A 23,454-nucleotide genomic window follows, 5' to 3' on the forward strand; every position below is an offset into this window, starting at 1 on the left:
GCTCTGGTGCCGCTGGCGCGTCAGCCTCCGCCGGAGAAATCCGGTGCCTCCCGTCGGCTGATGCCGCCGGGTCCCTCCCGATTTCACCGCTCCGGCCCCCTGTGTCCCGCCGCCGCCCGGCCGCAGGTCGGGCTGTGCCCCTCCCTGCTCTGCCCTTCGGAAGACGCGGGGGTCTTCCGAACGTCAGAGACCGGGATGGCCCGCGCCCAAGGCGGACAATGGGCCACTGCACAAAAGACCCATGCCGCGCCAACCACGAAGGAAAGGAGCGAGACCATGGGCCTCGACCAATATGCCTATCTCAAGACACCCGAAAGCGGAGACGAAGGGGAAGTACCCGCCTTTGTCTGGCGCAAGCATTCCAGACTGCAGACATTCATGGAATCCCTCTATGTCGCCCGCACCGGCCTCTCGGCCAGCGACCTCAATTGCGGCGAGTTGATCCTCGCGCCGGAGGACATCGACCGTCTGGAACAGGCCGTCACCGACGGCACCCTGCCCCGGTGCGAGGGCGGCTTTTTCTACGGGCACCAGTTTCAGGACGAACAGGCTGCCGATTACCGCACCTACGACCTGGACTTCTGCGCATGGGCACGGGCCGAGATGCAGGCCGGATCGACCGTGGTCTATTCCTGCTGGTGGTAGGTCGCCCGACAGCGCCCCGGAGACGCCCTGAGCGTCTTTTGGGGCTTGGTCCCCTGCCCCCTTACCCCTCCATCGTCCTCCCGCGCCGTTCTCAGGGCGCAGGGGGGCTCTGACCATCCAAACCGAAAGGAGACCCTCCCCATGACCAAGCAACACCCCATCCCCACCGACACAGGCAGCATCGAACTGGTGCCGCTGGACGCCCTCACGCTCTCGGACCTCAATCCGCGCAAGAGCGTCTCGGAGGCCCATATCGACACGCTGGCGGCCAGCATCGCCCGTTTCGGTCTGATCCAGAACCTTGCGGGCCTGCGCACAAAGAAAGGCCGCGTCGAGATCGTCGCGGGCGGATGCCGCCTGCGGGCATTGCAGAAGATCGCCGCCAAGGCCGAGACCCCTGCCCCGGTCACCGTCCCGGTGCGCATAACCGAAGATGCCGAGGAAGCCGCCATCTGGGCCAATGCCGAGAATGCCGCGCGTGAAGCCCTGACCCCGGCGGATGAAATCCGCGCCTTTGGGGCAATGACGGCCAAGGGCGCGACGGTGCCCGATATTGCGCTGGCCTTCGCCACCAGCGAGGCCCGCGTCTATCAGCGGCTGGCGCTGGCCGCCTTGCCCGCGCCGGTCGTTGACGCGCTTGCCGCAGGCGAGATCACCCTCGGCGCGGCCAAGGCCTTCACCCTGTCGGAGGATGCGGCGTTGACGCTCACGCTTCTCGAGCAGATCAAGGGGCAGCCGATCTCCGAGGCGCAGCTGAAATCCGCGCTCACCCCCGAAGCGGTGACCGGCAGTGACCGCCGCGCGCTCTTTGTCGGCCAAGAGGCCTATGAGGCCGCAGGCGGCGCGATCACGCGCGATCTCTTTTCGCAGGCGGTCTATTTCACCGATCCGGCTCTGCTGGATGATCTCTTTGACGAACGGCTCGAGGCGGCGCGTGCCGCGTTGGTGGCGGATACGGGCTGGCTCTGGGCCGAGGCCAAACGCGAGCCATGGCTCAACTACTATGAAATCGACCAAGCCAAGCTGATACGGCTCTACCCGGTCGAGGGCGATCTGAGCGACGCGGAGGCCGAGGATTACGACCGGCTGGCCGAGATGTGCGAGGCGGGTGTGCTCGACGCGGACGGCGAGGCGCGGCTGGCCGATCTGCAAGCCACTCTCGACGGCTCATACACCGAAGATCAGAAGCGCGTCTCAGGGTGTCTTATCCTTGTAAATCAATCTGGTAAGGTGGAGATCACCGCTGGTTTGGTGCGCCCCGAAGACAAGGACGTGGCCCTCGCGGCGGGTGTTCTCACCGCCCCCGACCGCCCTGCCCCCGCGCCGAAATCCCCCTACTCCCAGAAGCTGAGGGCCGACATGCAGGCGATCCGGCTGGCGGCGGTGCAATCGGCCCTTCTCGCCAAGCCGGACCTTGTGCTTGATCTTCTGGCCTTCGGCCTGTCGGAAGCCTCCGGGTCGTTCGAAAGCCTCTTTGATTTGCGCCTCGGACGTCCCAACAACGTCCCGAGCATCGAGAATGGGTTTGACCGCGAGCCGCGGCTTGATCACGGTCTCGACCCGACCGCCGCGTGGCAGACCGGTACCCGCGTCGATGATCTGGAGGAGGCCTTCGCCGCCTTTCGGGCCAGCGGCAAGAAGGCCCGCAACGCAGTCCTCACCGAAGCTTTCGCGCGCGCCCTGCCTGATCAGGCCGGGGACGAAGGTTTCTTTGCAGCCATCGCCGCCGAGGCCAAGGCCGATATTCGAGCCCACTGGACGCCCACAGCGGAGAATTTCTTTTCGCGCGTCTCCGCCGGGGTGCTGACCGACCTGCTTTGCACCTTTCTCGACTGCGATACCCGCGACGCGCGCGTGGTGGCCTTCGGCAAACTCAAGAAGGCGGAGAAGGCCGAGAAGCTGGAAAAGCTGATCGGCGATGCGACCACGCAGAAACTCATGGGGCTGACCTCCGAGCAGAAAGACAAGCTGGCGATCTGGGTCCCGGATTGCCTCTGAGCCTTCCTTCGTGGGAAGACCACCTGGCCCCGCTCCGGCGGGGTCTTTTTTTTGTGCTCCGGCAAGCACGGGAACGAGATGGCCCAAAATTGTCCGGCGGCGGGGCAGAGGAATGCCCCCTGCCCCGCCGCCGGGCCGGCGCTGCCCGCGCGGGGGTCGCTGCGCGACGGGAGGTGCTGGGAAGGCACTCAGTGGGGGACGTCAGGCCTGTGGGGCTTCGAGCGGCCACTTGTGGCAGCTCCGGGGCGTGCCGTTGCGGCCAGTGGATCGCCCCGGTGGCCCATGTGGCGGGGCGGGCGCGTGACACCCGGCGCGCCGGGCATGGCGCTGAGACAGGTGGCCTGCCCGCTGCGACCTGAGCCGAAACCCTGATTGGTATCGCACGGGATCGCGTTGGAGCGACGACTGAGTGCAGCCGTTTCCGGGGTTTGCGGCATGGAACTCATGGCGGTGACTGGTGCCGCAGGTTGGGCGGCCGGTTCCTGGGCGAGACGCGGGATGGCGTGCCGCTTTGGGTGCCCGGCGACATGCATCGCCGAGGCGCAGATCCTGTCCGAGCCATTGGCGCTCATCGTGGCGGTCACCTGTTGTTGTCCGGGGGTCCGGCCCGTCTCCGACCGGTGTTGCTGAGCGTCGCCGGTGGCAGGGCGCTCCGGGAGCCGCAAAGGTTGGAGGCCGTCTTTTTCCCCTGCCCGTGCCGGGCATTCCGCGCGGATCAAAAAGCGCGGCCCCCTGCCCTTCTCCGCTGCGCTGCGCCTGCGGTGCTGTCCCTCGGACGCCCTGCTCTGGTCACCGGCATTGCAACACCAGACAAGGAGACACGCAATGACCCCGAACTGCATCAAATTTGACGCCGCCGAGATCGGCACCGCCAAGGGCACCGGGTCGATCTCGACCCTGACCTTCGATCTCGACATCTCCGTGGAACCCGTGACCAGCGACAATCCGATGGCACCCACCCACCGGGTGCTCGGCCGCTCGCCCCGCGGCCGTCTCGTCGAATGCGGCGGCATCTGGCGCAAACAGAACCGGGAGACTGGCGCGGACTATTTCACGCTGACGATCCGGGACTACGGGTTCAATGCCAATCTCGGCCAGGCGGCGCATCAGGACGACCCGACCCTGCAGGCGGTGATCCCCTGGGGCCCGAAAGAGGCCGCGTGAACCCGCGCTTGGCCGGGACACCCGGCCAACCCACCCGGGCTTGGGCCTGAGAATCGGGCCCCGATTCTTGCGAATGGGTGTGCTGGGGGTGTTTCTTGCCGGAATCCTCCGAGCGTGACCCCAGTGCGCGCCGCGCGGAAGACCGTGATTGTGGCGCAAGCCTGCACGGGTGGTCGCAGGCAACGGCCATCTGGCTCCACGGCCCATGTGCGCGGATCGTGGTTTGTCTTTCTTGACAGCCGTGCAAATCAGGAAACATTATTAAAAACAACAATCTATAGTAATTCTGCCGCCGTCTGCGCAAAGACGCAAGGACTGGATCGGTATTGCACCCTACCAGATATTGCGGTTCCTCTTGCCCTATCTGCGGGGTCTTGTGGTCGCCCCGATCTCTGCCATGATCCGGCAGCGCTTTGCCGCCCGCTGAAAAAATCGTTGTGGATAACCTACTTCCGCTGTAGTCACAGTTTAACGAAAGAAATCGCGATAAAAGCGATATTAGGCGAGGCGGCAGGATGGCGACAGCACCATTCCGGCAAGATACAGGCGAGTTGGCCTTCGATGAAATCATCCTCCAGCAAGGAGAACTGATTTCCGATCGACTCAATATCTTGCGTCAGGAACAATACCCCCCCGATGCCCAGAAGGGTCTGCGGCAGTTTTCTCTCGCCGAAGTGGCCTATTTCCTCGGGGTCACGCAGTCGACGATCAAGAAGCTGCATCTGGAGGGCAAGGGACCGGAGCCACAAACCTCGGCCTCTGGGCGGCGATCCTATTCCGCAGCACAGATGCTCGAGCTGCGCGCCTATCTCGATGCCCATGGCCGTCCGGGCAAGCGCCGTTACCTGCCCCACCGCACCGAAGGCGAAGAGCTGCATGTCATCTCCGTCGTCAACTTCAAGGGCGGTAGCGGCAAGACAACGACCGCCGCCCATCTGGCCCAGCACCTGGCGCTCAAGGGCCACCGCGTGCTGGCGGTCGATCTCGATCCCCAGGCCTCGCTCACCGCGCTGCACGGCATTCAGCCTGAATTAGACTCTGTTTCCTCGCTTTACGAGACCCTGCGCTATGACGCGGAGCGCCAGCCGATCAGCGCGGTCATCCGGCCCACGAACTTCCCGAACCTCGATATCGTTCCGGCCAGCCTCGATCTGCAGGAATACGAATACGACACGCCGGTGGCCCTCACCAGTCGCGACCCCTCCGAGGGCCGCGCCTTCTTCACCCGCATCTCAAAAGCGCTGGAGGAAGTCGAAGACCGCTACGATGTGGTGGTGATCGATTGCCCGCCCCAGCTTGGATATCTGACCCTAACCGCGCTGACAGCCTCGAGTTCGGTACTGATCACCGTGCATCCCCAGATGCTCGACGTGATGTCGATGAGCCAGTTCCTCCTGATGCTGGGCGGCATCCTGCGCACCATCCGCGAAGCCGGGGCCGAGATGCGGCTCAAATGGTTCCGCTATCTCGTCACGCGGTTCGAACCCACCGATGGGCCGCAAAAGCAGATGGTCGGCTTCCTGCAGGCAATGTTTCCCAACCAGATGCTCGAAGCGCAGATGGTGAAATCGACGGCGATCTCGGATGCCGGGATCACCAAGCAGACGCTTTACGAGGTCGAGCGGGCGCAGTTCGTGCGGTCGACCTATGACCGCGCGATCACCTCTCTGAACGCCGTCAACGACGAGATCGCCGGTCTCGTGCATCAGGCCTGGGGGCGCGAAAGCCCATGAGTTTGACAGCCGTGCAGATGCGTTTTGACAGCCGTGCAGACGGGGGATTGCGTGCGCCGGAAAGGAGGGCATCATGGCCAGAAAAGACCTGTTGAAATCCGTGATCGGGCAGCCGACAGACCCGCCGGTCGATGGGGGCCGCTCGAGCTACGCGATGCGGGGTGCCTCGAAATCCATGAAGGTCTCGATCGACAGTCTCGCCGAAAACTCCAAACGGCTTCTTGAAGGCGAAACCATCGTCGAGATCGATCCCGCCTTGATCGATGCCTCTTTCGTCAATGACCGGCTCAGCGGCGATGACGAGGCCTTTGAGGAGTTGAAAGCCTCGATCGCATCAAGCGGTCAGGACACGCCGGTCCTGCTCAGACCGCATCCGGAGGCCGCCAATCGCTACATGGTCGTCTTCGGGCATCGCCGGGTGCGTGTCGCGCGCGCGCTCGGACGGCCGGTCCGCGCCGTGGTCAAGGAGATGGACGATGTCGCCCATGTGCTGGCGCAGGGCCAGGAGAACACGGCCCGGGCCGATCTTTCCTTCATCGAGAAGGCGCTGTTCGCCAGGAACCTGCATGATCTCGGTCAGGCCAAGGAGGTGATCCAGCAGGCGCTGACCATCGACGGCACGCTCCTGTCGCGCATGCTGTCGGTCGCGGGGACGGTGCCCGGCCATGTCATCGCCGCGATCGGACCCGCCAAGCAGATCGGGCGGGACCGTTGGGAAGATTTCAAGAAGCTGATGGCAGTCAAAAGCAATGTCACGGTGGCCGACCGTATCCTAGCCACGGAGGGGTTTGACCAGCTCGACAGCGACACCAGGTTCGAAATTCTGCACAGCAAGGTGACCGAGGCGGGCAGGGCACCCCGGCGCCGGGCGGCGAAAGCCACCCCGGCCAAGCGCACCTGGACCGCCGGAGAGGGCCGGATCAAGGGCGTCATCGGACGCGCGGGCCGCGCCTATACCATCTCGCTGACCTCCAAGGATTCCGCAGGCTTTGGAGAGTTTCTCTCAGAGAACCTCGACCAGCTCTATGCGGAGTATCTGTCTCAATCGGAGGAGACATCGACATCATGACCTGAGGCAAAAGAAAAGCCCCCAAGCCGATCCGGCCCGAGAGCTTATCCAAATAGATTAGACACCTTCTGGATACCGCTCCCGCGAATCACTGTCAACGAAAGAACGTCGTTTTGGCGCACGGGACTCTTTTGCCTCCACAAAACCGGAGGTGAGATACAGGCATGACACAGAGCGGTTGGCGCAAGCCGACGCCGGCTCTCGGGACCGCGGATCAGCTGGCCCGAGACGGCGAACAGATTTCCATTGCCAAGACACGCAGTGTCGTCGCGGCGAAACGTGTGGGGGCCCATATCGGGCTGAAAGCGGCAGATCTTCTGTTGCTCGATACGCTTGCGGCCTTTACCCAGCCCCAGGATTGGGAGGAGGGGCGACGCCCCATCGTCTGGGCGTCGAACGCCTATCTGATGGAGCGGACCGGGTTTTCCCTGTCGACGCTCAAACGCCACGCCCGGCGCCTGGCGGAGGTCGGCGTGATCACTTTCCGGGACAGCCCGAATGGCAAACGCTGGGGCCGCCGCGATGCCGATGGTGTGATTGTCGAGGCCTACGGGTTCGATCTCGCCCCCTTGAGCGCCCGGGCCGCGGAGTTCGAGGCACTGGCGGCCGATCTGGCGGCTGAGCGCGTGCACTGTCAGCGTCTTCGGCGTCAGATCACAATTGCCCGGCGCAGTATCCGGGCGCGTCTCGAGGCGGCGCTGGAGCGCCAGGAACACATGCCGGGGCTCCGGAGCCTGCAACAGGCCTTCGAGGCGCTTCTGGCGCGTCTACCGGGCCCGCGTGCGGGGGCCGACATGCTTCAGCGACTGGCAAACCGCTTCGCTGACCTGCTGTCGCGGGTCGAGAAGGTGTTTCTGCGGGAGGCAAAACCTGTGGGTCAAAGCATAGAGATGACCAAAGAAAGAGAAAATATGGACCCCAGGGAGGTCAGTTCCGGACCTCACATACTAATTACAAAACACCTTCATTCTGTAATAAGTAATTCCTCAGAAAATGAGGAAGCGGCAGCCGAACCGCCCGGACCGGCAACGCCAGCGCCTTTGGCACGGACAGCGTCGGACAGTGGGGCAGGGGAGGCGAACAGACCGCAGGTCGGGATCGAGTTGGACACGATATTGCAAGCCTGCCCGGAATTCACTTCCTGGGGGCGCAATCTAGGTGGCTACATCCGCGATTGGCGCGATTTCGTGCGGGTCGCCGGTGAATTGCGGCCAATGATCGGCATTTCAGAACATGCCTGGGTCGCCGCACAGGAGCAGATGGGCAAACCCGCCGCTGCGGCTGCGTTTGCCTTGGTCTTCGAGAAGGTCCATTCAGGCGAGGTCAACTCGCCGGGCGGATATCTGCGGGGCATGGTCGAAAAGGCCGGGGCAGGGGAGCTGCATCTCGAGCGCAGTTTCTTCGGTCGGCTGAGCGAGATGGCGGCGTGAGACCGGGCTTTGCTTTTCAAAAACCTTGCAAATCTTCCACGAGATGGAATAAATGCAAGGTATGATCGTGCGCAATCACCTCAAACGGGTCGAAGACGCCCTCGATGTCCAGGCGGGGGTCGTCCTTCTCGGGCCGCGTCAGGTCGGCAAGACCACGCTGGCCCAGGATATCGCAGAAACCCGCGAGGCGATCTATCTCGACATGGAGCGGATCGCGGACAGGCAGATCCTCGAGGAGCCCGATCTCTATCTCGACGCGCAGATGGGCAAGCTGGTGGTCATCGACGAGGTGCAGCTGATGCCGGGGCTGTTCGGTGCCCTTCGGGGGCAGATCGACCGGCGACGGCGGGCCGGGCACCGCACCGGGCAATTCCTGCTCCTGGGGTCGGCCTCCAATACGCTGCTACAGCAAAGCGCGGAATCGCTGGCAGGCCGGGTCAGCTATCACGAATTAACGCCGTTCACGCTGGATGAAGTGAGGCAGGAGGCCTTGCAGAAGCTCTGGCTACGCGGCGGCTTTCCCGACAGCTTTCTCGCCCAATCGGACCGGGCCAGCCTGACCTGGCGCGAGGATTTCATTCGCACCTATCTCGAACGCGACATCCCGAGCTTCGGCCTGCGCATCCCGGCCGAAACCCTGCGGCGGTTCTGGACCATGCTGGCCCATGAGCAGGGCGGGCTCTTGAATGCGGCGAAGCTGGCGGCGGGCCTCGGCGTCTCTGGCCAAAGCATTGCGCGCTATCTCGATCTGCTGGTGGACCTGATGCTGGTGCGACGGCTCCCGCCCTGGCACGCGAATACCGGCAAGCGGCTGGTGAAATCGCCCAAGGTCTACATCCGCGATGCGGGTCTAACCCACGCGCTCTTGGGGATTGAGACGTCCGAGGCGCTGTTCGGTCATCCGGTGGTCGGCGGCTCCTGGGAAGGCTTCTGCATCGAAAACCTGATCGCGGCGGCCCCGCGGGGCACCGAAGCCAGTTTCTACCGCTCCTCTGCCGGGGCCGAGATCGACCTGATCCTGAAATTGCCCGGCGGGGCGCTTTGGGCCATCGAGGTCAAACGCACGACCAGTCCCAAGGTCACCCGCGGATTCCATATCGCCGCTGACGATCTCGACGTGGCGGAGCGGCTTCTGGTCTATGCCGAGACCCGCGAGGTGCCGGGGCAGGGTGGTCTGCGTGCCATGCCGCTCTTGGCCGCAATCGACCGGCTGCGCGCGCTCTAGGAGCGCATCTCCGCCTAGGTCCCCGCCAATCCGCGGCCCAAGCCCCGATGACACGGGGCTGATCAATCCTCGACCCGCCTGCCAGCTGCGCCTCCCGTCAGATCCCCCCGTGCGAGCAGGGGAGCGCGGGCGTGACAGACGCCGCCGCCAGCGCAATGGCCTGCCCGCGCCGGTCGCGGACGCTCCCCCGTGTTGACCATGCGCCGTCGGCTCACCGCGTCCGTCCTGCCTTTTCGCGTCCCGCACGAGGGACCTGCCGAAAGGAGGACATCATGGCAAAACGACCCGACATCTACACCCGCGTCACCGCGAAGATCATCGCCGATCTCGAAGCCGGGACCCAACCCTGGCACAAGCCCTGGAACGCCGAACACCTTGCAGGGCGGATTTCCCGACCCTTGCGGCACAACGGGGTCGCCTATCGCGGTCTCAACATCGTCCTGCTCTGGGCCGCCTCGGTCGCCAAGGGCTTCGCCGCGCCGACCTGGATGACCTATCGTCAGGCGTCAGAACTCGGCGGCCAGGTGCGCAAGGGCGCGAAGGGCGAGTTGGTCGTCTATGCAGACACCTTTCGCAAGACCGAAACCGACGCCGCCGGTCAAGACCGTGAAGTCGCGATCCCCTTCATGAAAGGCTACACGGTTTTCAACGTCGATCAGATCGAGGGCCTTCCCGAGGCGTTCTATGCCGTCCCGGAGCCGATGCCTGACACAGTCGCGCGCGATGCAGCTGCCGACTCCTTCTTTGGAGCCACGGGGGCCGACATTCGTCACGGGGGAACTCAGGCCTACTACGCTGTTGAGCCGGATTACGTGCAGATGCCGCCCTTCGAGACCTTCGAAGATCCCAAGAGCTACTACGCGACACTCGGTCATGAGATCACCCACTGGACCCGCCATCCCGATCGCCTGGACCGGAGTTTCGGCCGAAAACGCTGGGGCGATGAAGGCTATGCGCAAGAGGAGCTTGTCGCGGAACTGGGCGCTGCGTTTCTGGCCGCCGATCTGGGATTGTCGCCGGATCCGCGCCCGGAGCATGCCGCCTATATCGATCATTGGCTTCGCGGTCTTCGAAGCGACCCGCGATATATCTTCCAGGCCGCGGCCCATGCGCAGCGTGCGGTTGATTTTTTGCACGGTCTGCAACCGGATCGAGACGAGGCCGTCGCTTAGGCGGTCGCAAGACAGACCTGCCTAAGGGTTCGCAGGTGACGGTTCCGGACCTTCATCGCGCCAATAATCGGTGGCGGCAATGCGGGACGAAGCATGGGTAATCGGGCTGGCTGATTGGAGAGGTCAGGTTCTCGATAGAATGCAGTGATTGCTGCAATCTTAGGAGAACGAGATGGATTACTTTGTTGGTTTGGACGTGTCGCTACGGTCGGTTGCTGTCTGTGTGGTCGATGTGGATGGCCGATCGGTTCTTGAGCGCTCGGTCGCCTGCGAGATTGATGACATCAGCCGATGTCTTGCGGGCTTCCCGGCCTCTGAGCTGAGAATAGGCTTTGAAGCTGGCGCGATGAGCCAACACCTGTTCTTCGGATTGCAGGCGGCAGGCTTGAACGTCGTGTGTATGGAGGCACGGCAGGTGAATGCGGCGCTTTCGGCCATGCGCAACAAGACCGACAAAACAGACGCACGCGGTATTGCCAATGTACTTCGTTCTGGCTGGTTCAATCCTGTTCATATGAAGAGCCGGGAGGCGCACGCCGTGCGTGCACTGCTCAGCAGCCGCAAAGCAGTCCAGCGTAAGTGCATCGATCTGGCAAACGAGATACGTGGGCTGTTCCGGGTCTTTGGCTTGCGCCTGCCATCGCGTATTGATCAGGCATCCTTTGACGAGCGGGTGCGCCCAATCATCGAAGCAGACACAGACCTGTCACATGCATTGCTGCCGCTTTTGGATGCTCGCGCAGTTCTCTTCTCCACATACCGGGAACTGGATCGACGCGTGAAGCAAGCGGCCAGCCATGATGAGACCTGCCTGCGCTTCATGGCGATACCTGGCGTGGGACCAATCGCAGCTCTGACCTTCAAGGCAGCGGTGGATGATCCCAAACGCTTCACAAGTTCAAGGACCGTCGCCGCCCACTTCGGCCTGACACCGAGGCGCTACCAGTCCGGGGAGATGGACAACCCTGGCCGTATCTCGAAGGCAGGAGATGCGGATGTTCGATCCGCGCTCTACGCAGCAGCAAACGCGATGATGATGCGGTCCGTCGCCAGCTCTGAGATCAAGAGCTGGGGCCTTCGGCTGATGCGTCGAAAAGGCCGCCGCAGAGCTGTCGTTGCCGTCGCCAGAAAGCTTGCTGTCGTCATGCACCGCATGTGGGCCGACAACACCGAGTTCCGTCAAAGACCGTTGGAGGGCGCCGCATGAACTGAACCTTCGACAATCAATGACGGGATCGTCCCTCACCGGACGAGGTCAGCGGATGACGCCGAAAATGGCTGCTGCGCCATTCAAAGCGCGAGACTAAGCTGGGCGCTCCGCGACCGATCCGACACATGCATGCAGCGGTCCAACCGAACCGGACCAACAATGACTGCGAAGAGAAGCTTGACCCGGATGAGAGACCCGATCCCACAGGACGGAAACGAAACGATGAAATGAACTTGACCCAAACGCCCGATTAGAGAAGCTGCCACTCAACCAATGACTGCTTTCCCTTTAACTCGCCCGAAGCGCGTCGAGCATCGGGCAATCGCTTTTGCCATTTGCGCAATTCGAGACCAGCTCAGACAATGCTTTTTCGAGCTGCCTTAGCTCCTTTAATTTCGTTCGGACCTCAGCAAGATGCTTTCGCCCAAGCCCCTCAACTGTCTTGCACGAGTTGTTTGGTGCATCGGCTAGATCGCGGAGCGCTACTACGTCTGGGATTGAGAAACCCAGATCACGGCAGCGTTTGATGAAACGGAGTTCGGAAATCTCAGTGTCCGAATACGCTCGACGTCCGGACGCAGTGCGCCCTGCTTTCGATACTATGCCCTCACGCTCGTAATAGCGGATGGTCTCGATTGAAACGCCACTGAGACGGGACGCCTCACCTATCGCAATCATGTGATCGAACCTCGCTTGCTTCTGTAGTTACTACAGGATGCATAAACTCAGTCATGATGTCGAATACTGAAACGCTTCGGGTTGAAACCAAAGGACCGAACCGACTGCTAATCGGTGGTGCTGGCTTGCTGGCCTTACTCAGCGCATCATGCTGCGTCCTGCCGATTGGGCTTTCAATCATCGGACTGGGCGGAACATGGCTTGTGACGCTTGGTCCATTTGTCGAGTACCGCATCGAAATTCTCGTCCTCGTAGGAATGGTACTGGCTTGGGGTTGGCTTCGTCTCCGGCGACGTTGGCAGTGCGCAAGCCGCAGGCGTTCGAGCGTGGTCTTACTCAGCTTCACGACACTCGCGTTTCTTCTCGCCGCCAGTTCGCCTCTTTGGGAAGAAGACGCGGCGCGAACGATGTTTGCCTTGTTCAGGCAATATAGGTGAAGGGCTGGTTGCTTCCTTTGAGCCTTGGCGGTGCCGGATTGGCCGCCGTCTGTTGCCTGACGCCTTTTCTACCATGGTTGTTTTCACTTCTCGGCATCAGCGGGGCGCTTCGTTACGTCTATCGCCACGACGTGTTGCTTCCGATCCTTGCAGGTTTTCCCATTCTCACGGGGTACGTTCTATGGCGACGCAAACGAACGAAGTAGTTCTTCAATCCGTCCTCACCTGTCCCAAGTGTGGGCATGTCGCGGAAGAAACGATGCCAACCGATGCGTGTCAGTGGTTCTATGAATGCACGTCCTGCCACACGGTCTTGAAGCCGCTCGAAGGGGACTGCTGCGTCTATTGCTCCTATGCGACCGTACCATGCCCGCCGATACAGGAAGGCAAGTCCTGCTGCACATAGCTGACGTTCGTTTCATCGCAGAAATACGTAGGTTTGGTCTCTTTCCGAACCTTCGCCGCAACAATGGATAAGGTCGGCATGCGTGACATATACCTTTGTGATCAATTGAGATTTCTGCTGACAGAAACAACCGATCTTGGCCTATCAATGCTCCCACTCGCACAGCTCGTGGTCGGCCAAGGATGTTAGCACGTAGCAGTCCTCTGACACGCCTTCGCCATCACACCCTTTGGTGATACGGAGTAACTCTTTCTCCAGCGCACGGAGCCTTCTGATCTTCGCCCGGACATCCGAGAGTTGCGCGGCCGCGATGTCGGTTGCCGCCTGGCAGGACCGGTCGGGGTGATCCTGAAGCTCTATCAGCGACGAGATCGCTTCAATCGAAAACCCGAGGTCTCGTGCGTGCCTGATGAAGCTCAATCTTTGCAGACCCGCCCGATCGTATCGTCTCTGGTTACCTTCAGTGCGCTCTGGCGCGGTCAGGAGGCCGACAGTCTCATAGTAGCGGATGGTCGGAACCTTGACCTTGGTGCGTCGTGAAAGCTCGCCGATCGAGAACATGAAATACTCCTTGAACCTCTAGTCGCTAGAGACATTATCCTGTCTGGGACAACGAATCCAGAGGCCCGCCATGTCCCGTGACCATCTCTCCGCAACTCCGCTTCTCGATTTTCGGGCACGATCAATCCAGGCGCTGATCGCCGAGCATGGTTGGTCTGCCCTCGCGACCCGTGACCGGATTGGGGCCGCCTATGATTTTGTCCGCAACGAAATTCTGTTCGGCTACAATCGCGCCGATGACATTCCGGCATCCGAGGTGCTGTCTGACGGGTACGGACAGTGCAACACGAAAGGCACGCTGCTCATGGCGCTCCTGCGTGCGGTCGGTGTGCCGTGTCGGCTTCACGGCTTTACGATCCACAAGGACCTTCAGCGCGGCGTGGTGCCCGAGCTTGTCTATCCCATCGCGCCTTTGGAAATCCTGCACTCCTGGGTGGAGGTCGAAATGGATGGACGCTGGATCGACCTTGAGGGGTTCATCCTGGACAGCCGGTTTCTGTCAGCTTTGCAGACCGCCTTCGATGGACGGGAAAGTCTGTGTGGCTACGGTGTCGGCACGGATTGCTTGAGCGCGCCGCCGGTCGAATGGAAGGGCGACGGCACCTACATCCAAAAGTCTGGGATCGTTCAGGATTTTGGCCTCTTTGAGACCCCTGACGACTTCTACGAAAAACATGCCCAGGAGTTCGGTTGGGTTCGGGGCTTCCTCTATCGAAACATCATTCGTCATTGGATGAACCGTCGAGTTCGAGCATTTCGTTCGGGTCGCTTGAAGCCACAAGCAGTTTCAACACATTCGCATGGGGGCACACCTAATGCCGCATGACCACGTCCACATAGACCCCGAGGCGGGCGACCGGAGGGTGTTCGCGGCGATTGCCGTCAATCTTGGACTGACGATCGCGCAGATCATTGGCGGGATCGTCTCCGGCTCTCTCGCACTGATCGCCGATGCGCTGCACAACTTCTCAGACGCGATTTCGCTCATCATTGCCTTTGCAGCGCGCAAGATCGCACGGCGACCGAGGGATGCGGACATGACCCTCGGCTACGGCCGGGTGGAGGTGGTTGCAGCGCTCATCAACTACACGACCCTAATCCTGATCGGTCTCTACCTGCTTTACGAGGCGGCGATGCGCTTTGTCGATCCGCAGCCTGTCGAGGGATGGCTGATCGTCATCATCGCGGGAATCGCGCTGATCGTGGACGCGGCTACCGCACTGCTGACTTATCGCATGTCCAAATCCAGCGTGAACATACGCGCGGCGTTCCTGCACAACGTCGCTGACGCGCTTGGCTCCATCGCCGTGATCCTCGCCGGAACGCTGATCCTGCTCTACGACTGGCGGCTGATCGACCCAATCGTGACGGTCATGATTGCGGGCTATATCCTCTGGCAATCCTTCCGGGAGGTCGGCCCGGTCATCCGCATCCTGATGCTCGGATCGCCGCCAGACATCGAGACACGCGGCGTTCTCGACGCCGTGCGCGGGGTGCCCGGCGTGACCGGCATCCACCACGCGCATTTCTGGCAGATGGACGAGCATCACGCGGCACTCGACGCCCATGTGGTGATCGAGGAGGGCCGCTGGAACGACGCGGACGCGATCAAGGAGCGGATCAAGTCCGTCCTCTCCGACAGGTTCGACATCGAGCACACGACGTTGGAGCTTGAATGTGCGCGACACGCCTGTGGCGACCCCTCCGAGTTCGGCGGGCGCGGGCATGGTGAGGCGATCTCATGAACACGCCCGTAACCAGTGAGCAGAACGCGCCGATCCGGATGCGGGTGCAAGGGATGGACTGTGCGAAGGACGCGGCCGAGATCGAGCGCGCTGCGCGGTCGGCTGGCGTCGCGGCGGAGAACGTCAAGGTCTCGGCTGCAACCCACATAATGACGCTGCGCATCGCGGAAAACGATCTTCCGCAGGTGCGTCCGGCCCTGAAGGCGACAGGCTACGGATTCGAACGGATTGAGGGCGACGACGCCTCGACCGATCCAGCCCACCAGGACCCGTCCTACCGCCGGGCGCTCTGGATCGTGGTCGCGCTGAACCTCGGATACGGCGTTGTGGAAATGGCGGGCGGCTTTCTCTCCGGCTCGCAGGCGCTGAAGGCGGATGCCCTCGATTTCCTCGGCGATGGGGCGATCACGTTTCTCGGCTTGCTCGCCATTGGCTGGAGCCTGACGTGGCGCGCCCGATCCGCCATGATCCAGGGCGTGTTCCTTGGCCTCCTGGGACTTGGGGTCGTTGCCAGCACGTTCTGGCGCGTCCTGAACCAGGCCACGCCCGAGGCGGGCCTGATGGGTGCCTTCGCCGTGGGTGCGCTGATCGTCAATATCCTCGCCGTTCTGCCGCTTCTGAAGCACCGGAAGGGAGACGCCAACATGCGGGCAGTCTGGCTGTTCTCGCGCAACGACGCCATCGGCAACGTCGCTGTGGTGATCGCGGCCGGACTTGTCGCCTGGTTCGGCAGTGGCTGGCCGGACCTGATCGTCGCCTTCGGTATCGCGGCGCTGTTCCTGCACTCGTCCTGGGTAATTATTCGCGACGCGCGGGCTGATTTGCGATTGCAGCCGGTGCCGGACCAATAACGCCATGTCATCAATGTCGAGGTCAGTCAGAGCCTGAGAGGGCACAAAAGCGATACACGAATCTACCTCTTTAGGCTGAAGCCGAAGAAGACGAGCCCGCCTTTTGCGACAAGGCCAGATCCGTTGGAGTTCTGCTGCGGTCTGTCCTTCGGCACAGACGCGTCTTTTGGCTGCGTCCCTGCCGCACCTCCATCTTTGCATGTCGCGCCACGAAGGGGACCGGTCGATCGCCTCGCGTTTTCTTCCGGATGCAATCTCCGGGACCTGGCCCGACTGACGGTCGCGCGCGCCGCTTGCTCTCTTCAAGCGGAACTTTCCCCTGTCCGCTGACGCGGCCATTCCTCGCGCAGCAAAGTTCCGCCTGACAGCCTGTCCGGACGGTCCCGGTCTCTTCTTGCATCGAAAACGAGAGGAGATCGACATGACCCGCTACTACACCGTCACCACACCCGACGAAGGAAAGGACGGCAAGACCCGTTTCCACAAGATCGGCGTTGCCTTCCCCCAGAAGCCCGACGCGAAATCCTTCCTCACCATCCAGCTCTTCGCCACGCCCGTGACCGGCCAGCTCGTTCTCTTCGAGCCGAAGCCAGACGGGCAGGGCGATGCCCCGGACCTCGTCGAATGAGCTGTCCTGCGGGACGGTGTCTGCCGTCCCGGCCTTTTTCACACCGACATCCAGGAGACACCTCATGGACCTTCTGCCACAATCCATCCTCGACCAGCTCGCTGCGAACGGGCGCACCAACCAGGACCGCATTGAAGCAGGCGAAGACACCCTCGACTTCGAACCTGTCGTGAAACTCTTCACCCCCGATGCCGGGGCGACCTGGCTGCTTTCCGAAACCGATCCGGAGGACCCGGATATCGCGTATGGCTTCTGCGACCTGGGGCTTGGCTTTCCCGAGATCGGCTCGGTACGCCTCAGCGAAATCCGAGCCGTCCGCGGCCGTCTAGGATTGCCCGTCGAACGTGACCTTCACTTCACGGCCGACGGCACCCTCAGCGCCTATGCCGAGGGCGCCCGCAAAGCCGGAGGGATCATCGCATGAGCACCAATATCCGCAGAGATCACGTCAGCGCCTTCGAGGCGCTGACATCTGGTCGTTTCGAGAACTTCGCGCTCTTCTCCTGTTTCGTGGACAGTGCGCCGGCTTCGGCTATCGTCGCAGTAACAGCACCTGAAGACGCAGGCGGCGAATATGTCATCACGCCACTCTTCGTCAGTGTGACCTACACGATGGTGGTCACTGACCACGGGGGAAGACCGGCCTGACATTGTTTTGCGGGCCGCTACGGTGGCCCGCCAAGCATCAGCGCCACACGCCGGACTTTTTCCTGAATAGACTCGTGTCGCCAGCAGTTCTTCTTCCCGCAGTGGTCCCGCATCGATGGCGCCTCAGCGCGGTTGCTTCACTCTTGTGCTCAGTGTGAGTGCGGGCTTCGGACCGTGCTAGACTGATCCCGACGACTCGGCAGCATTCTGCGCAGTGACACAATGCGCAAAAAGACAAATTGCGCAGATTCATGCATTGATGTATCCCTGAGGATGAAATGAGAGGGACGTTGGCAGGATATGCCAAATGTCTGCGACTTTTGTCCGAGGGGTCTGAGACGTGAAACCGGGACGCCCAAAACGCCTGAAACTCGAAGAGCGGATCGAACTCGCGCGGCGCTATCATGCCGGGGAGACGCCGAAGGTTCTGGCGGAGGCCTACGGTGTTTCGCGGCGACACGTGACCCGGCTTGCCAAAGAGGAGCGGGGCGACGGGCAGGAGGTCCGGGACCCTTCGGTCGCGGTGAGTTTCCGCGCGGCGACCTCTGAGATGGCCGCCTTCGATGCGGCTTGGCAGGCCCGCGGCTTTACAAGCCGCAGCCAGGCCTTGCAGGCGGTTGTGCGGGCGCGGTGTGGGCTGCTTGATCTGATGCGAGACGATCTCCGGGCGTTCTCGGAGACGTTACAGCAGGCACAAGACGTTGCAGACAGCGGCCGTGTTCTGGCGAAGGCGGTGCAGCGCGGAAAGCTGACGCTGTCGCCGGAGAACCGTGCAACGCTTGTCGCGCTGCATGATCTCGCGCAGCGCACCTATCGCGATCTGGCCGCGCTGAAAGCGTCGGCCTGTCAGCGACGGGGCGTGGGGTGGAACGCGGCGGATCCCGAGGCTTCAGACGCGCCTGAGGAGTTGGTGGACCATGTCTGAGCCGCTCGCTCTTTATCACGCCGTCATGGGCAAGCTCTGGGAGACGGAGCGCATCCAGGGTCAGCGTCAGGCGCGCATAGACGCGCGGCTGGCAGGGCGGCGGCAAGGTCGCTGTTACCAGCGCGTGGGTCGGGCCTCGGCGCACAATCTGCTGAAGTCGGTTATGCCGGAGAGCCGCGCCGCGGTGTTCAAGCGGATCAGGGCAGGGGGGTGCAAAACGAAGCAAAGCCTTGGCAACCAGCTGTCTTATGTGAACGACAAGGCGGTCTACACCTACGCGACGATGACCAACCCGCTGACGGCTGAGGCCTTGCTGACCGAGGCGCAGAAGGCGGAGATCGTGGAGGCTTGGGCGCAATCCTGGCGGGGCACGGCGAAGCTCGGGTTTACTTCGCATATGCTGCTGTCGTTTCCGACCGACGTCACGGTAGATCAGGTACGCGAGATCACACTCGATTGGGCGGAGCATTTCTTCGAAAGCGGAGATTACTGCGATCAGTGGGATTACGTGCTCTCGGTGCATGATGACCGGGCGCACAAGCACGCCCATATCCTGCTGAACAACCGGGGCCTCACAAAAGGCACCTGGTTCTCCTGTTGGGCGGAGGGCGTGATGTCGCCCCAGCTGATGCGGGAAAAGCAGGCGGAGATCGCCGAACGCTACGGTGTCATGCTTGAGGCCACGACCCGGCTCGAGCGCGGCATCTTCGAGAAGGCCCCCGGTATCGCAGAGATCTACCGGGTAAAGGACGAGGCGCGCCTGCCGCGCGAGATCGCGCTGTCGCCCGAAGAACGCGCCATCGCCAAGGCGCAGGTTGTGGGCTTTGCCAAGGACTACCGCAATCTTGCCGATGTGTTGGATCGCATGGATCACAAACACCTGGCCTATGCCATGCGCCGCATGGCGGCTTCAATCGGCTCGGACACGCCGTACAGATTTACCGCAGGAGAGATCGATATGGAGACCATTCGAACGGTCGGTGAGGCCATCGACTATGCCGAGAAAACCATCGAAGCGCTAAGGCTCAAGGCAGAAGAACTTGATGCCACCGAACGCCCGGGATTTGAGTCCAGGGCGGCGGGTGTCGTTCGTGATCTCTCGCAGATGGTGCCGGACCCTGATTTGCGCGCCCGGTTCGGGCGCGACTTGACCGAGTCCTATCCGCCAGGAGCCGGAGACGGGCGCTTGAGTGCTGCGTTCTCATCGGGCAAGGACCCTGTCCTCGAGGCCCTGAAGGCGGATGCCTCAAGGGCCGGTCTCGATCCGCAAGAGATGGCTGCCCGGATCGAAGCCGGTGGGACGACGAACTATGGGCTTGCTCAGGATTGGGTGGACCGCGACATGGCGGCGGTTCTGGCCAAGGATGGCATCGATCTCGCTCAGGCCAGCGACGATCAACAAGATCGCGCGTTGGAAACAGTCGATCGGTTCATGGACCGATTGCTGGAGCGCGCGAAGGAGCTCGGCATAGCGACGGGTCTGTCACGCGCATCGGACGATTTGCAGGTGATCGATGACGAGGACCGTGGACCGAACGCCTATTTGCAAGACCTCGCGGACATATTGCGCGATGGCAGCCTTTCTGAGGCTCAGGAAGAGACCGTGGAACGCACGCTGAAGGCCGAACTCTTCAAGGAGCTGGGCGAGGAGGGACTTGGGGAGCTGCGGCGCGGCAATTACGAGGTGCTGGCAGAGGTGCTTCCCAACCGGATTGATCAGATCACGGTCACGCAGGAATTCCTCGAGCTGACCCACGAGGAGACCGGTGATCAGGTCTTCACCGACCGTGCCTCCGCCTTGCAGCAGGACAAGGTCGAGGCGTTGGCCCGCGACACCCATCTCGAGATGCAGCGGGGCAGGGGGCTATCGCGCGATCTCGACGATGAGATCAGCTTCTGATGAGCACCCGGCTTCCTCTCTGGGCTGCCGTGCCAGTGGGTACCCTCTGCGGAACCGCCCTCGGCACGATTGCAGCGAGCTTCTATCTCGCTCTGGCGTTGAGAACGGGTTTTGCCGAGTTTGATATGTTTGCCGTCTGGACGGCGAGCCCGGGTCTGCGCGCCGCAAATCCCGAGGCGTTCAAGGTCGCGTTCGGCGCTGTTGGCTTCGGGGCCACTGGACTGGCGGTTCTGGCCTTTAGCTGGACCTGGGCGCAGGACCGGGATGATTACGGGTCCGCACATTGGCAGACCAGACGCGAACTCAAGGCGAACGGCATGCTCCAGACGCCGGGATCCGGGTTTGTCTGTGGCAAGCTGGGAAAGCCGGCGTCAAAGGCACCCTACATCTCTGCGGGCGACATACCGCATGTAATGATGGTCGCTCCGACCCGGGCCGGCAAGGGCGTGGGCTTCGTGATCCCGAACCTTTTGTCTTTCGCAGGTTCGGTCGTGGTTCTGGATGTGAAGGGCGAGAATTTCGAGAAGACGGCAAGGCTGAGGGCGCTCAACGGCGATGAGGTCTTTCGCTTCAGCCCGTTCGATTGGGCGAACAGTTCGCATCGCTACAACCCGCTCGCGCGGATCGCGGCCGCCCCCAGTTTCGCCCAGCAGTTCACAGAAGTCTCGATCCTGGCGGACCTCTTCCTCGACAAGGACAACAAGACACTCGACACCTTCTCCGAGGCAGGCAAATCGATATTCGTCGCCGCCTGCCTTCTGGCGATCCAACGCGGCAGGCCGACCCTGGGCGAGGTCAACAAGATCGTCACCGGTGGGGATTACAAGAATGCACAGTACAGTGCCTATGCGGACGAGGCGAAGGAAGCGACGGTGCGCGAGCTTTGGATCAATGCGGCCAGCGCGTCGTCGCGGCTGCTGACGTCCAACATCCAGGCTTTGATGACGGCCGGTCTGAAGCAGTGGGACAACCCGGCGGTTCGGACGGCAACCGATGCAAGCGACTTCGAGTTCGCGAACTTCAGGAAAAAACCGCACGCGCTCTACATCGTGGTGTCGGAAGATCACATCGCGACGCTGGCACCGCTCCTGCGGCTCATGTTCGCGGATCTCATCGCCAGTTTGCGGCAGAACGAGCCGGGTCCCGACGAGCCGTGGCCGGTCATGATGATGATCGACGAGTTCCAGCAAATGGGCGCGATGCCTTATCTCGAGCGGGCGATCCATTCGCTCGCTGCCTATGGCGGGCGTGTAGCGATGATTGCGCAGTCGTTGGCCTCGCTCGATCGCATCTACGGACCCGAGGGGCGCGAAAGCCTTGAGAACGGGGCAGGGCTCAAGCTCTACATAACGCCTCGCGACCAGCGTACCGTTCGCGAGGTCTCGGCGGCCGTCGGCAGCACTACCCGGGAAGCGGTGACCCGCATGTATGGTCGAAATAAGGGCATCCTGGGTGCGACCTCAACGACTTCACGTCTGGAGGAACGTCCACTCCTCTCCGAGACCGAGGCGCGCACCATGGATCCTGATGAGGTGATCATCCTGGCCTCACCGCAGCACCCGATCCGCGCACAGCGCATCAAGTATTTCGAGGATTCCTTTTTCATCAAACTGGCGGATCGCCAGGCGGGCCGCGACTTCCCCTATCCCCCACGTGTCGACGGAGTGGGGCCCTGGTTCGAAGAACCGAAACCCGCTCCTTCGACATTGCAACCTGCCTCTGTCGATTCTACTGCAACAAGCGAGCGTGCACGCCGACGGCAATCGCGATCCATGCAGACGCAAATCAATGAAACCACTGCAGGTGAGCTGCGTCCGGAAACCCTTGATCGGGAGGACCCGGTCCCAGAAAAGTGGGAGCAAGTCTTCCGCGAGCAAGGTGACTTCATCGACGAACTGCTCGGGGATAGTCAGTAGGCGGGGCGGGAAGCCGTCATTCGCTGCAGGTATGAAGTAGAATCAGCCTCTGCATGAGAGCCAACATTCGACGTCTGTCAATTGACACAACGGCAAGGCTGGGGCCGCGCCTTGCTCGCTCCTAACGTGTTCTAACGTTGTTCTACTTTTTGATTGACCAAATCATCAACACAACATATTTGTTGTGTCATGACTTTAAGGTATGATTCCACAACAGGCTATTTGGTTCCTGGCCTCCATCAAGTCTCATGGAGCGCTATGACGGCACTGTGCGAGCTCAACGCTCATCGATCGCGGCTCATAAGTGGCCTGCGAGCGGCAGCCCTGAATCTGCATGGAGCGGGTTGCAGGGTGATATTGCTAGATGGGAGCTTCGTCTCTCAAAAGGAGTTGCCAAATGACTATGACGGGGCTTGGAGCCCGGTCGGCGTCGATCCCAGCCGAGTCGATCCAGTCCTGTTGAACTTCGACAATCAGCGCGCAGCAATGAAAGCAAAGTATGGTGGCGAGCTCTTTATCTCATCGAGTTTGGCGGCGCCTGGCGTGCTTTTTGAAGAGTTTTTTCAAACCGATAGGAATGGGAATGCCAAAGGAATCTTGTCTCTAGATTTAGGGAGCATCACATGATCACCAACGAACGCCAATACAAGATGACTCGGGCCAACGCCGAGAAGTTCAAGGCCGCAATCGCTGGATTTGATGCCGCCAAGAGAGAAGATGCGGGGATACATCCAACCTTTATCGAGGCGGAACTTGGTGGACTTAGCAGTCAGCTCGAAGACTTAGAAAACGAATTGGCCGAGTACGAAACTCTGCAATCGCTGGAAGCACCGGTTATCAGGGTTGATCAACTCAGCGACTTGGCGGAAGGCCTGATTGCAGCACGGATCGCATCTGGACTGTCTCAGCGTGAGCTTGCTGAGCGAATGGGCCTGAAACAGCAGCAAATACAACGCTATGAAGCAGAAAAGTATGCAGGTGCAAGTCTGTCCCGCCTGATAGAAATATCAGACGCACTTGGAATCAAGCTGAGGAATGAGATTTTAGTGCCATACGCGCCTGAGACGTTTGACGGTATCATCCGAAAACTTATGCAAACTGGCTTGGAGCCAT

At 61.6% G+C, this 23,454-nt stretch carries 23 protein-coding genes; 21 read left to right on the plus strand and 2 right to left on the minus strand.

Annotated elements, in window-relative coordinates; all coding sequences use genetic code 11:
• Positions 1 to 276: 276 nt before the first annotated feature.
• From MUB52_RS19195 to MUB52_RS19235, 9 genes are all read left to right on the plus strand, one after another.
• Positions 277 to 645 carry a hypothetical protein gene (locus MUB52_RS19195; protein ID WP_263845758.1) on the plus strand — a complete coding sequence of 123 codons (369 nt, stop codon included), beginning with the start codon at positions 277 to 279 and terminating at the stop codon, positions 643 to 645.
• Between the two features lie 141 nt (positions 646 to 786).
• The gene (locus tag MUB52_RS19200; RefSeq protein ID WP_263845759.1) at positions 787 to 2,643 is read left to right on the plus strand and encodes a ParB/RepB/Spo0J family partition protein; all 1,857 of its coding nucleotides are present in this window, start codon (positions 787 to 789) and stop codon (positions 2,641 to 2,643) included.
• Between the two features lie 825 nt (positions 2,644 to 3,468).
• Complete coding sequence (locus MUB52_RS19205; protein ID WP_013959932.1) at positions 3,469 to 3,807, plus strand: DUF736 domain-containing protein; 339 nt, start codon at positions 3,469 to 3,471, stop codon at positions 3,805 to 3,807.
• A gap of 515 nt (positions 3,808 to 4,322) precedes the next feature.
• On the plus strand, positions 4,323 to 5,540 hold the full coding sequence (gene repA / locus MUB52_RS19210; protein WP_263845760.1) for a plasmid partitioning protein RepA: 1,218 nt from the start codon (positions 4,323 to 4,325) through the stop codon (positions 5,538 to 5,540).
• A 73-nt stretch (positions 5,541 to 5,613) separates the two neighbouring features.
• The gene (gene repB, locus MUB52_RS19215) at positions 5,614 to 6,609 is read left to right on the plus strand and encodes a plasmid partitioning protein RepB (RefSeq protein WP_263845761.1); all 996 of its coding nucleotides are present in this window, start codon (positions 5,614 to 5,616) and stop codon (positions 6,607 to 6,609) included.
• A 164-nt stretch (positions 6,610 to 6,773) separates the two neighbouring features.
• Positions 6,774 to 8,039 (plus strand): plasmid replication protein RepC, encoded by a 1,266-nt coding sequence (gene repC, locus MUB52_RS19220; RefSeq protein ID WP_263845762.1) that lies wholly within the window; start codon positions 6,774 to 6,776, stop codon positions 8,037 to 8,039.
• A 52-nt stretch (positions 8,040 to 8,091) separates the two neighbouring features.
• On the plus strand, positions 8,092 to 9,264 hold the full coding sequence (locus MUB52_RS19225) for an ATP-binding protein (RefSeq protein ID WP_263845763.1): 1,173 nt from the start codon (positions 8,092 to 8,094) through the stop codon (positions 9,262 to 9,264).
• Between the two features lie 272 nt (positions 9,265 to 9,536).
• Complete coding sequence (locus MUB52_RS19230) at positions 9,537 to 10,436, plus strand: ArdC family protein (protein WP_263845764.1); 900 nt, start codon at positions 9,537 to 9,539, stop codon at positions 10,434 to 10,436.
• 172 nt (positions 10,437 to 10,608) lie between these two features.
• Positions 10,609 to 11,643 (plus strand): IS110 family RNA-guided transposase, encoded by a 1,035-nt coding sequence (locus MUB52_RS19235; RefSeq protein ID WP_263845765.1) that lies wholly within the window; start codon positions 10,609 to 10,611, stop codon positions 11,641 to 11,643.
• A gap of 291 nt (positions 11,644 to 11,934) precedes the next feature.
• On the opposite strand, the gene MUB52_RS19240 is transcribed toward MUB52_RS19235, so the two are convergent.
• Positions 11,935 to 12,324, minus strand: a complete 390-nt coding sequence (locus MUB52_RS19240; protein WP_263845766.1) for a MerR family transcriptional regulator — start codon at positions 12,322 to 12,324, stop codon at positions 11,935 to 11,937.
• 618 nt (positions 12,325 to 12,942) lie between these two features.
• Between MUB52_RS19240 and MUB52_RS19245 the strand changes: the two genes are divergently transcribed.
• On the plus strand, positions 12,943 to 13,167 hold the full coding sequence (locus MUB52_RS19245) for a GDCCVxC domain-containing (seleno)protein (RefSeq protein ID WP_263845767.1): 225 nt from the start codon (positions 12,943 to 12,945) through the stop codon (positions 13,165 to 13,167).
• A gap of 144 nt (positions 13,168 to 13,311) precedes the next feature.
• Here the strand turns inward: MUB52_RS19245 and MUB52_RS19250 are convergent, their stop codons facing one another.
• Positions 13,312 to 13,728: a MerR family transcriptional regulator gene (locus tag MUB52_RS19250; protein WP_263845768.1), complete on the minus strand. Its 417-nt coding sequence runs from the start codon at positions 13,726 to 13,728 to the stop codon at positions 13,312 to 13,314.
• Positions 13,729 to 13,798: 70 nt separating this feature from the next.
• Here MUB52_RS19250 and MUB52_RS19255 point away from each other — a divergent pair, with 70 nt between their 5' ends.
• The 11 genes from MUB52_RS19255 to MUB52_RS19305 form a co-directional block, all read left to right on the plus strand.
• Positions 13,799 to 14,554, plus strand: a complete 756-nt coding sequence (locus MUB52_RS19255; protein ID WP_263845769.1) for a transglutaminase-like domain-containing protein — start codon at positions 13,799 to 13,801, stop codon at positions 14,552 to 14,554.
• Positions 14,544 to 15,473, plus strand: coding sequence for a cation diffusion facilitator family transporter (locus MUB52_RS19260; protein WP_263845770.1), 930 nt, complete (start codon positions 14,544 to 14,546; stop codon positions 15,471 to 15,473). The genes MUB52_RS19255 and MUB52_RS19260 overlap by 11 nt, the downstream gene beginning before the upstream one ends.
• Positions 15,470 to 16,324, plus strand: coding sequence for a cation diffusion facilitator family transporter (locus tag MUB52_RS19265; RefSeq protein ID WP_263845771.1), 855 nt, complete (start codon positions 15,470 to 15,472; stop codon positions 16,322 to 16,324). Before MUB52_RS19260 ends, MUB52_RS19265 begins: the two co-directional genes overlap by 4 nt.
• 421 nt (positions 16,325 to 16,745) lie before the next feature.
• Positions 16,746 to 16,952, plus strand: a complete 207-nt coding sequence (locus MUB52_RS19270; RefSeq protein WP_249994673.1) for a hypothetical protein — start codon at positions 16,746 to 16,748, stop codon at positions 16,950 to 16,952.
• A 64-nt stretch (positions 16,953 to 17,016) separates the two neighbouring features.
• A complete protein-coding gene (locus MUB52_RS19275) occupies positions 17,017 to 17,376 on the plus strand; it encodes a DUF2958 domain-containing protein (protein ID WP_263845772.1) in 360 nt (119 codons plus the stop codon).
• Positions 17,373 to 17,600 (plus strand): hypothetical protein, encoded by a 228-nt coding sequence (locus tag MUB52_RS19280; RefSeq protein ID WP_263845773.1) that lies wholly within the window; start codon positions 17,373 to 17,375, stop codon positions 17,598 to 17,600. The genes MUB52_RS19275 and MUB52_RS19280 overlap by 4 nt, the downstream gene beginning before the upstream one ends.
• Before the next feature lie 340 nt (positions 17,601 to 17,940).
• The gene (locus tag MUB52_RS19285) at positions 17,941 to 18,525 is read left to right on the plus strand and encodes a helix-turn-helix domain-containing protein (RefSeq protein ID WP_263845774.1); all 585 of its coding nucleotides are present in this window, start codon (positions 17,941 to 17,943) and stop codon (positions 18,523 to 18,525) included.
• Complete coding sequence (locus MUB52_RS19290) at positions 18,518 to 20,425, plus strand: relaxase/mobilization nuclease domain-containing protein (protein WP_263845775.1); 1,908 nt, start codon at positions 18,518 to 18,520, stop codon at positions 20,423 to 20,425. The genes MUB52_RS19285 and MUB52_RS19290 overlap by 8 nt, the downstream gene beginning before the upstream one ends.
• Positions 20,425 to 22,341 (plus strand): type IV secretory system conjugative DNA transfer family protein, encoded by a 1,917-nt coding sequence (locus MUB52_RS19295; protein WP_263845776.1) that lies wholly within the window; start codon positions 20,425 to 20,427, stop codon positions 22,339 to 22,341. Before MUB52_RS19290 ends, MUB52_RS19295 begins: the two co-directional genes overlap by 1 nt.
• 189 nt (positions 22,342 to 22,530) lie before the next feature.
• Positions 22,531 to 22,968 carry a DUF6932 family protein gene (locus MUB52_RS24110; RefSeq protein WP_404818252.1) on the plus strand — a complete coding sequence of 146 codons (438 nt, stop codon included), beginning with the start codon at positions 22,531 to 22,533 and terminating at the stop codon, positions 22,966 to 22,968.
• Positions 22,965 to 23,454, plus strand: a 490-nt coding sequence (locus MUB52_RS19305) for a helix-turn-helix domain-containing protein (RefSeq protein WP_263845778.1), incomplete at its 3' end; no start/stop codon positions are given. The genes MUB52_RS24110 and MUB52_RS19305, both read left to right, overlap by 4 nt.

Source organism: Roseobacter sinensis (assembly GCF_025755255.1).
GTDB classification, from domain to species: Bacteria; Pseudomonadota; Alphaproteobacteria; order Rhodobacterales; family Rhodobacteraceae; genus Roseobacter; species Roseobacter sinensis.

What these genes read in the sequence shown, in the direction of transcription:
- MUB52_RS19230 (WP_263845764.1), top strand. Translation starts at nt 9,537, where the DNA reads ATGGCAAAACGACCCGACATCTACACCCGCGTCACCGCGAAGATCATC.
- MUB52_RS19265 (WP_263845771.1), top strand. Translation starts at nt 15,470, where the DNA reads ATGAACACGCCCGTAACCAGTGAGCAGAACGCGCCGATCCGGATGCGG.
- MUB52_RS19275 (WP_263845772.1), top strand. Translation starts at nt 17,017, where the DNA reads ATGGACCTTCTGCCACAATCCATCCTCGACCAGCTCGCTGCGAACGGG.
- MUB52_RS19245 (WP_263845767.1), top strand. Translation starts at nt 12,943, where the DNA reads ATGGCGACGCAAACGAACGAAGTAGTTCTTCAATCCGTCCTCACCTGT.
- MUB52_RS19280 (WP_263845773.1), top strand. Translation starts at nt 17,373, where the DNA reads ATGAGCACCAATATCCGCAGAGATCACGTCAGCGCCTTCGAGGCGCTG.
- MUB52_RS19240 (WP_263845766.1), bottom strand. Translation starts at nt 12,324, where the DNA reads ATGATTGCGATAGGTGAGGCGTCCCGTCTCAGTGGCGTTTCAATCGAG.
- MUB52_RS19290 (WP_263845775.1), top strand. Translation starts at nt 18,518, where the DNA reads ATGTCTGAGCCGCTCGCTCTTTATCACGCCGTCATGGGCAAGCTCTGG.
- MUB52_RS19225 (WP_263845763.1), top strand. Translation starts at nt 8,092, where the DNA reads ATGCAAGGTATGATCGTGCGCAATCACCTCAAACGGGTCGAAGACGCC.
- MUB52_RS19235 (WP_263845765.1), top strand. Translation starts at nt 10,609, where the DNA reads ATGGATTACTTTGTTGGTTTGGACGTGTCGCTACGGTCGGTTGCTGTC.
- repA (WP_263845760.1), top strand. Translation starts at nt 4,323, where the DNA reads ATGGCGACAGCACCATTCCGGCAAGATACAGGCGAGTTGGCCTTCGAT.
- repC (WP_263845762.1), top strand. Translation starts at nt 6,774, where the DNA reads ATGACACAGAGCGGTTGGCGCAAGCCGACGCCGGCTCTCGGGACCGCG.
- MUB52_RS19260 (WP_263845770.1), top strand. Translation starts at nt 14,544, where the DNA reads ATGCCGCATGACCACGTCCACATAGACCCCGAGGCGGGCGACCGGAGG.
- MUB52_RS19295 (WP_263845776.1), top strand. Translation starts at nt 20,425, where the DNA reads ATGAGCACCCGGCTTCCTCTCTGGGCTGCCGTGCCAGTGGGTACCCTC.
- MUB52_RS19250 (WP_263845768.1), bottom strand. Translation starts at nt 13,728, where the DNA reads ATGTTCTCGATCGGCGAGCTTTCACGACGCACCAAGGTCAAGGTTCCG.
- MUB52_RS19255 (WP_263845769.1), top strand. Translation starts at nt 13,799, where the DNA reads ATGTCCCGTGACCATCTCTCCGCAACTCCGCTTCTCGATTTTCGGGCA.
- MUB52_RS19270 (WP_249994673.1), top strand. Translation starts at nt 16,746, where the DNA reads ATGACCCGCTACTACACCGTCACCACACCCGACGAAGGAAAGGACGGC.
- repB (WP_263845761.1), top strand. Translation starts at nt 5,614, where the DNA reads ATGGCCAGAAAAGACCTGTTGAAATCCGTGATCGGGCAGCCGACAGAC.
- MUB52_RS19195 (WP_263845758.1), top strand. Translation starts at nt 277, where the DNA reads ATGGGCCTCGACCAATATGCCTATCTCAAGACACCCGAAAGCGGAGAC.
- MUB52_RS24110 (WP_404818252.1), top strand. Translation starts at nt 22,531, where the DNA reads ATGACTTTAAGGTATGATTCCACAACAGGCTATTTGGTTCCTGGCCTC.
- MUB52_RS19200 (WP_263845759.1), top strand. Translation starts at nt 787, where the DNA reads ATGACCAAGCAACACCCCATCCCCACCGACACAGGCAGCATCGAACTG.
- MUB52_RS19205 (WP_013959932.1), top strand. Translation starts at nt 3,469, where the DNA reads ATGACCCCGAACTGCATCAAATTTGACGCCGCCGAGATCGGCACCGCC.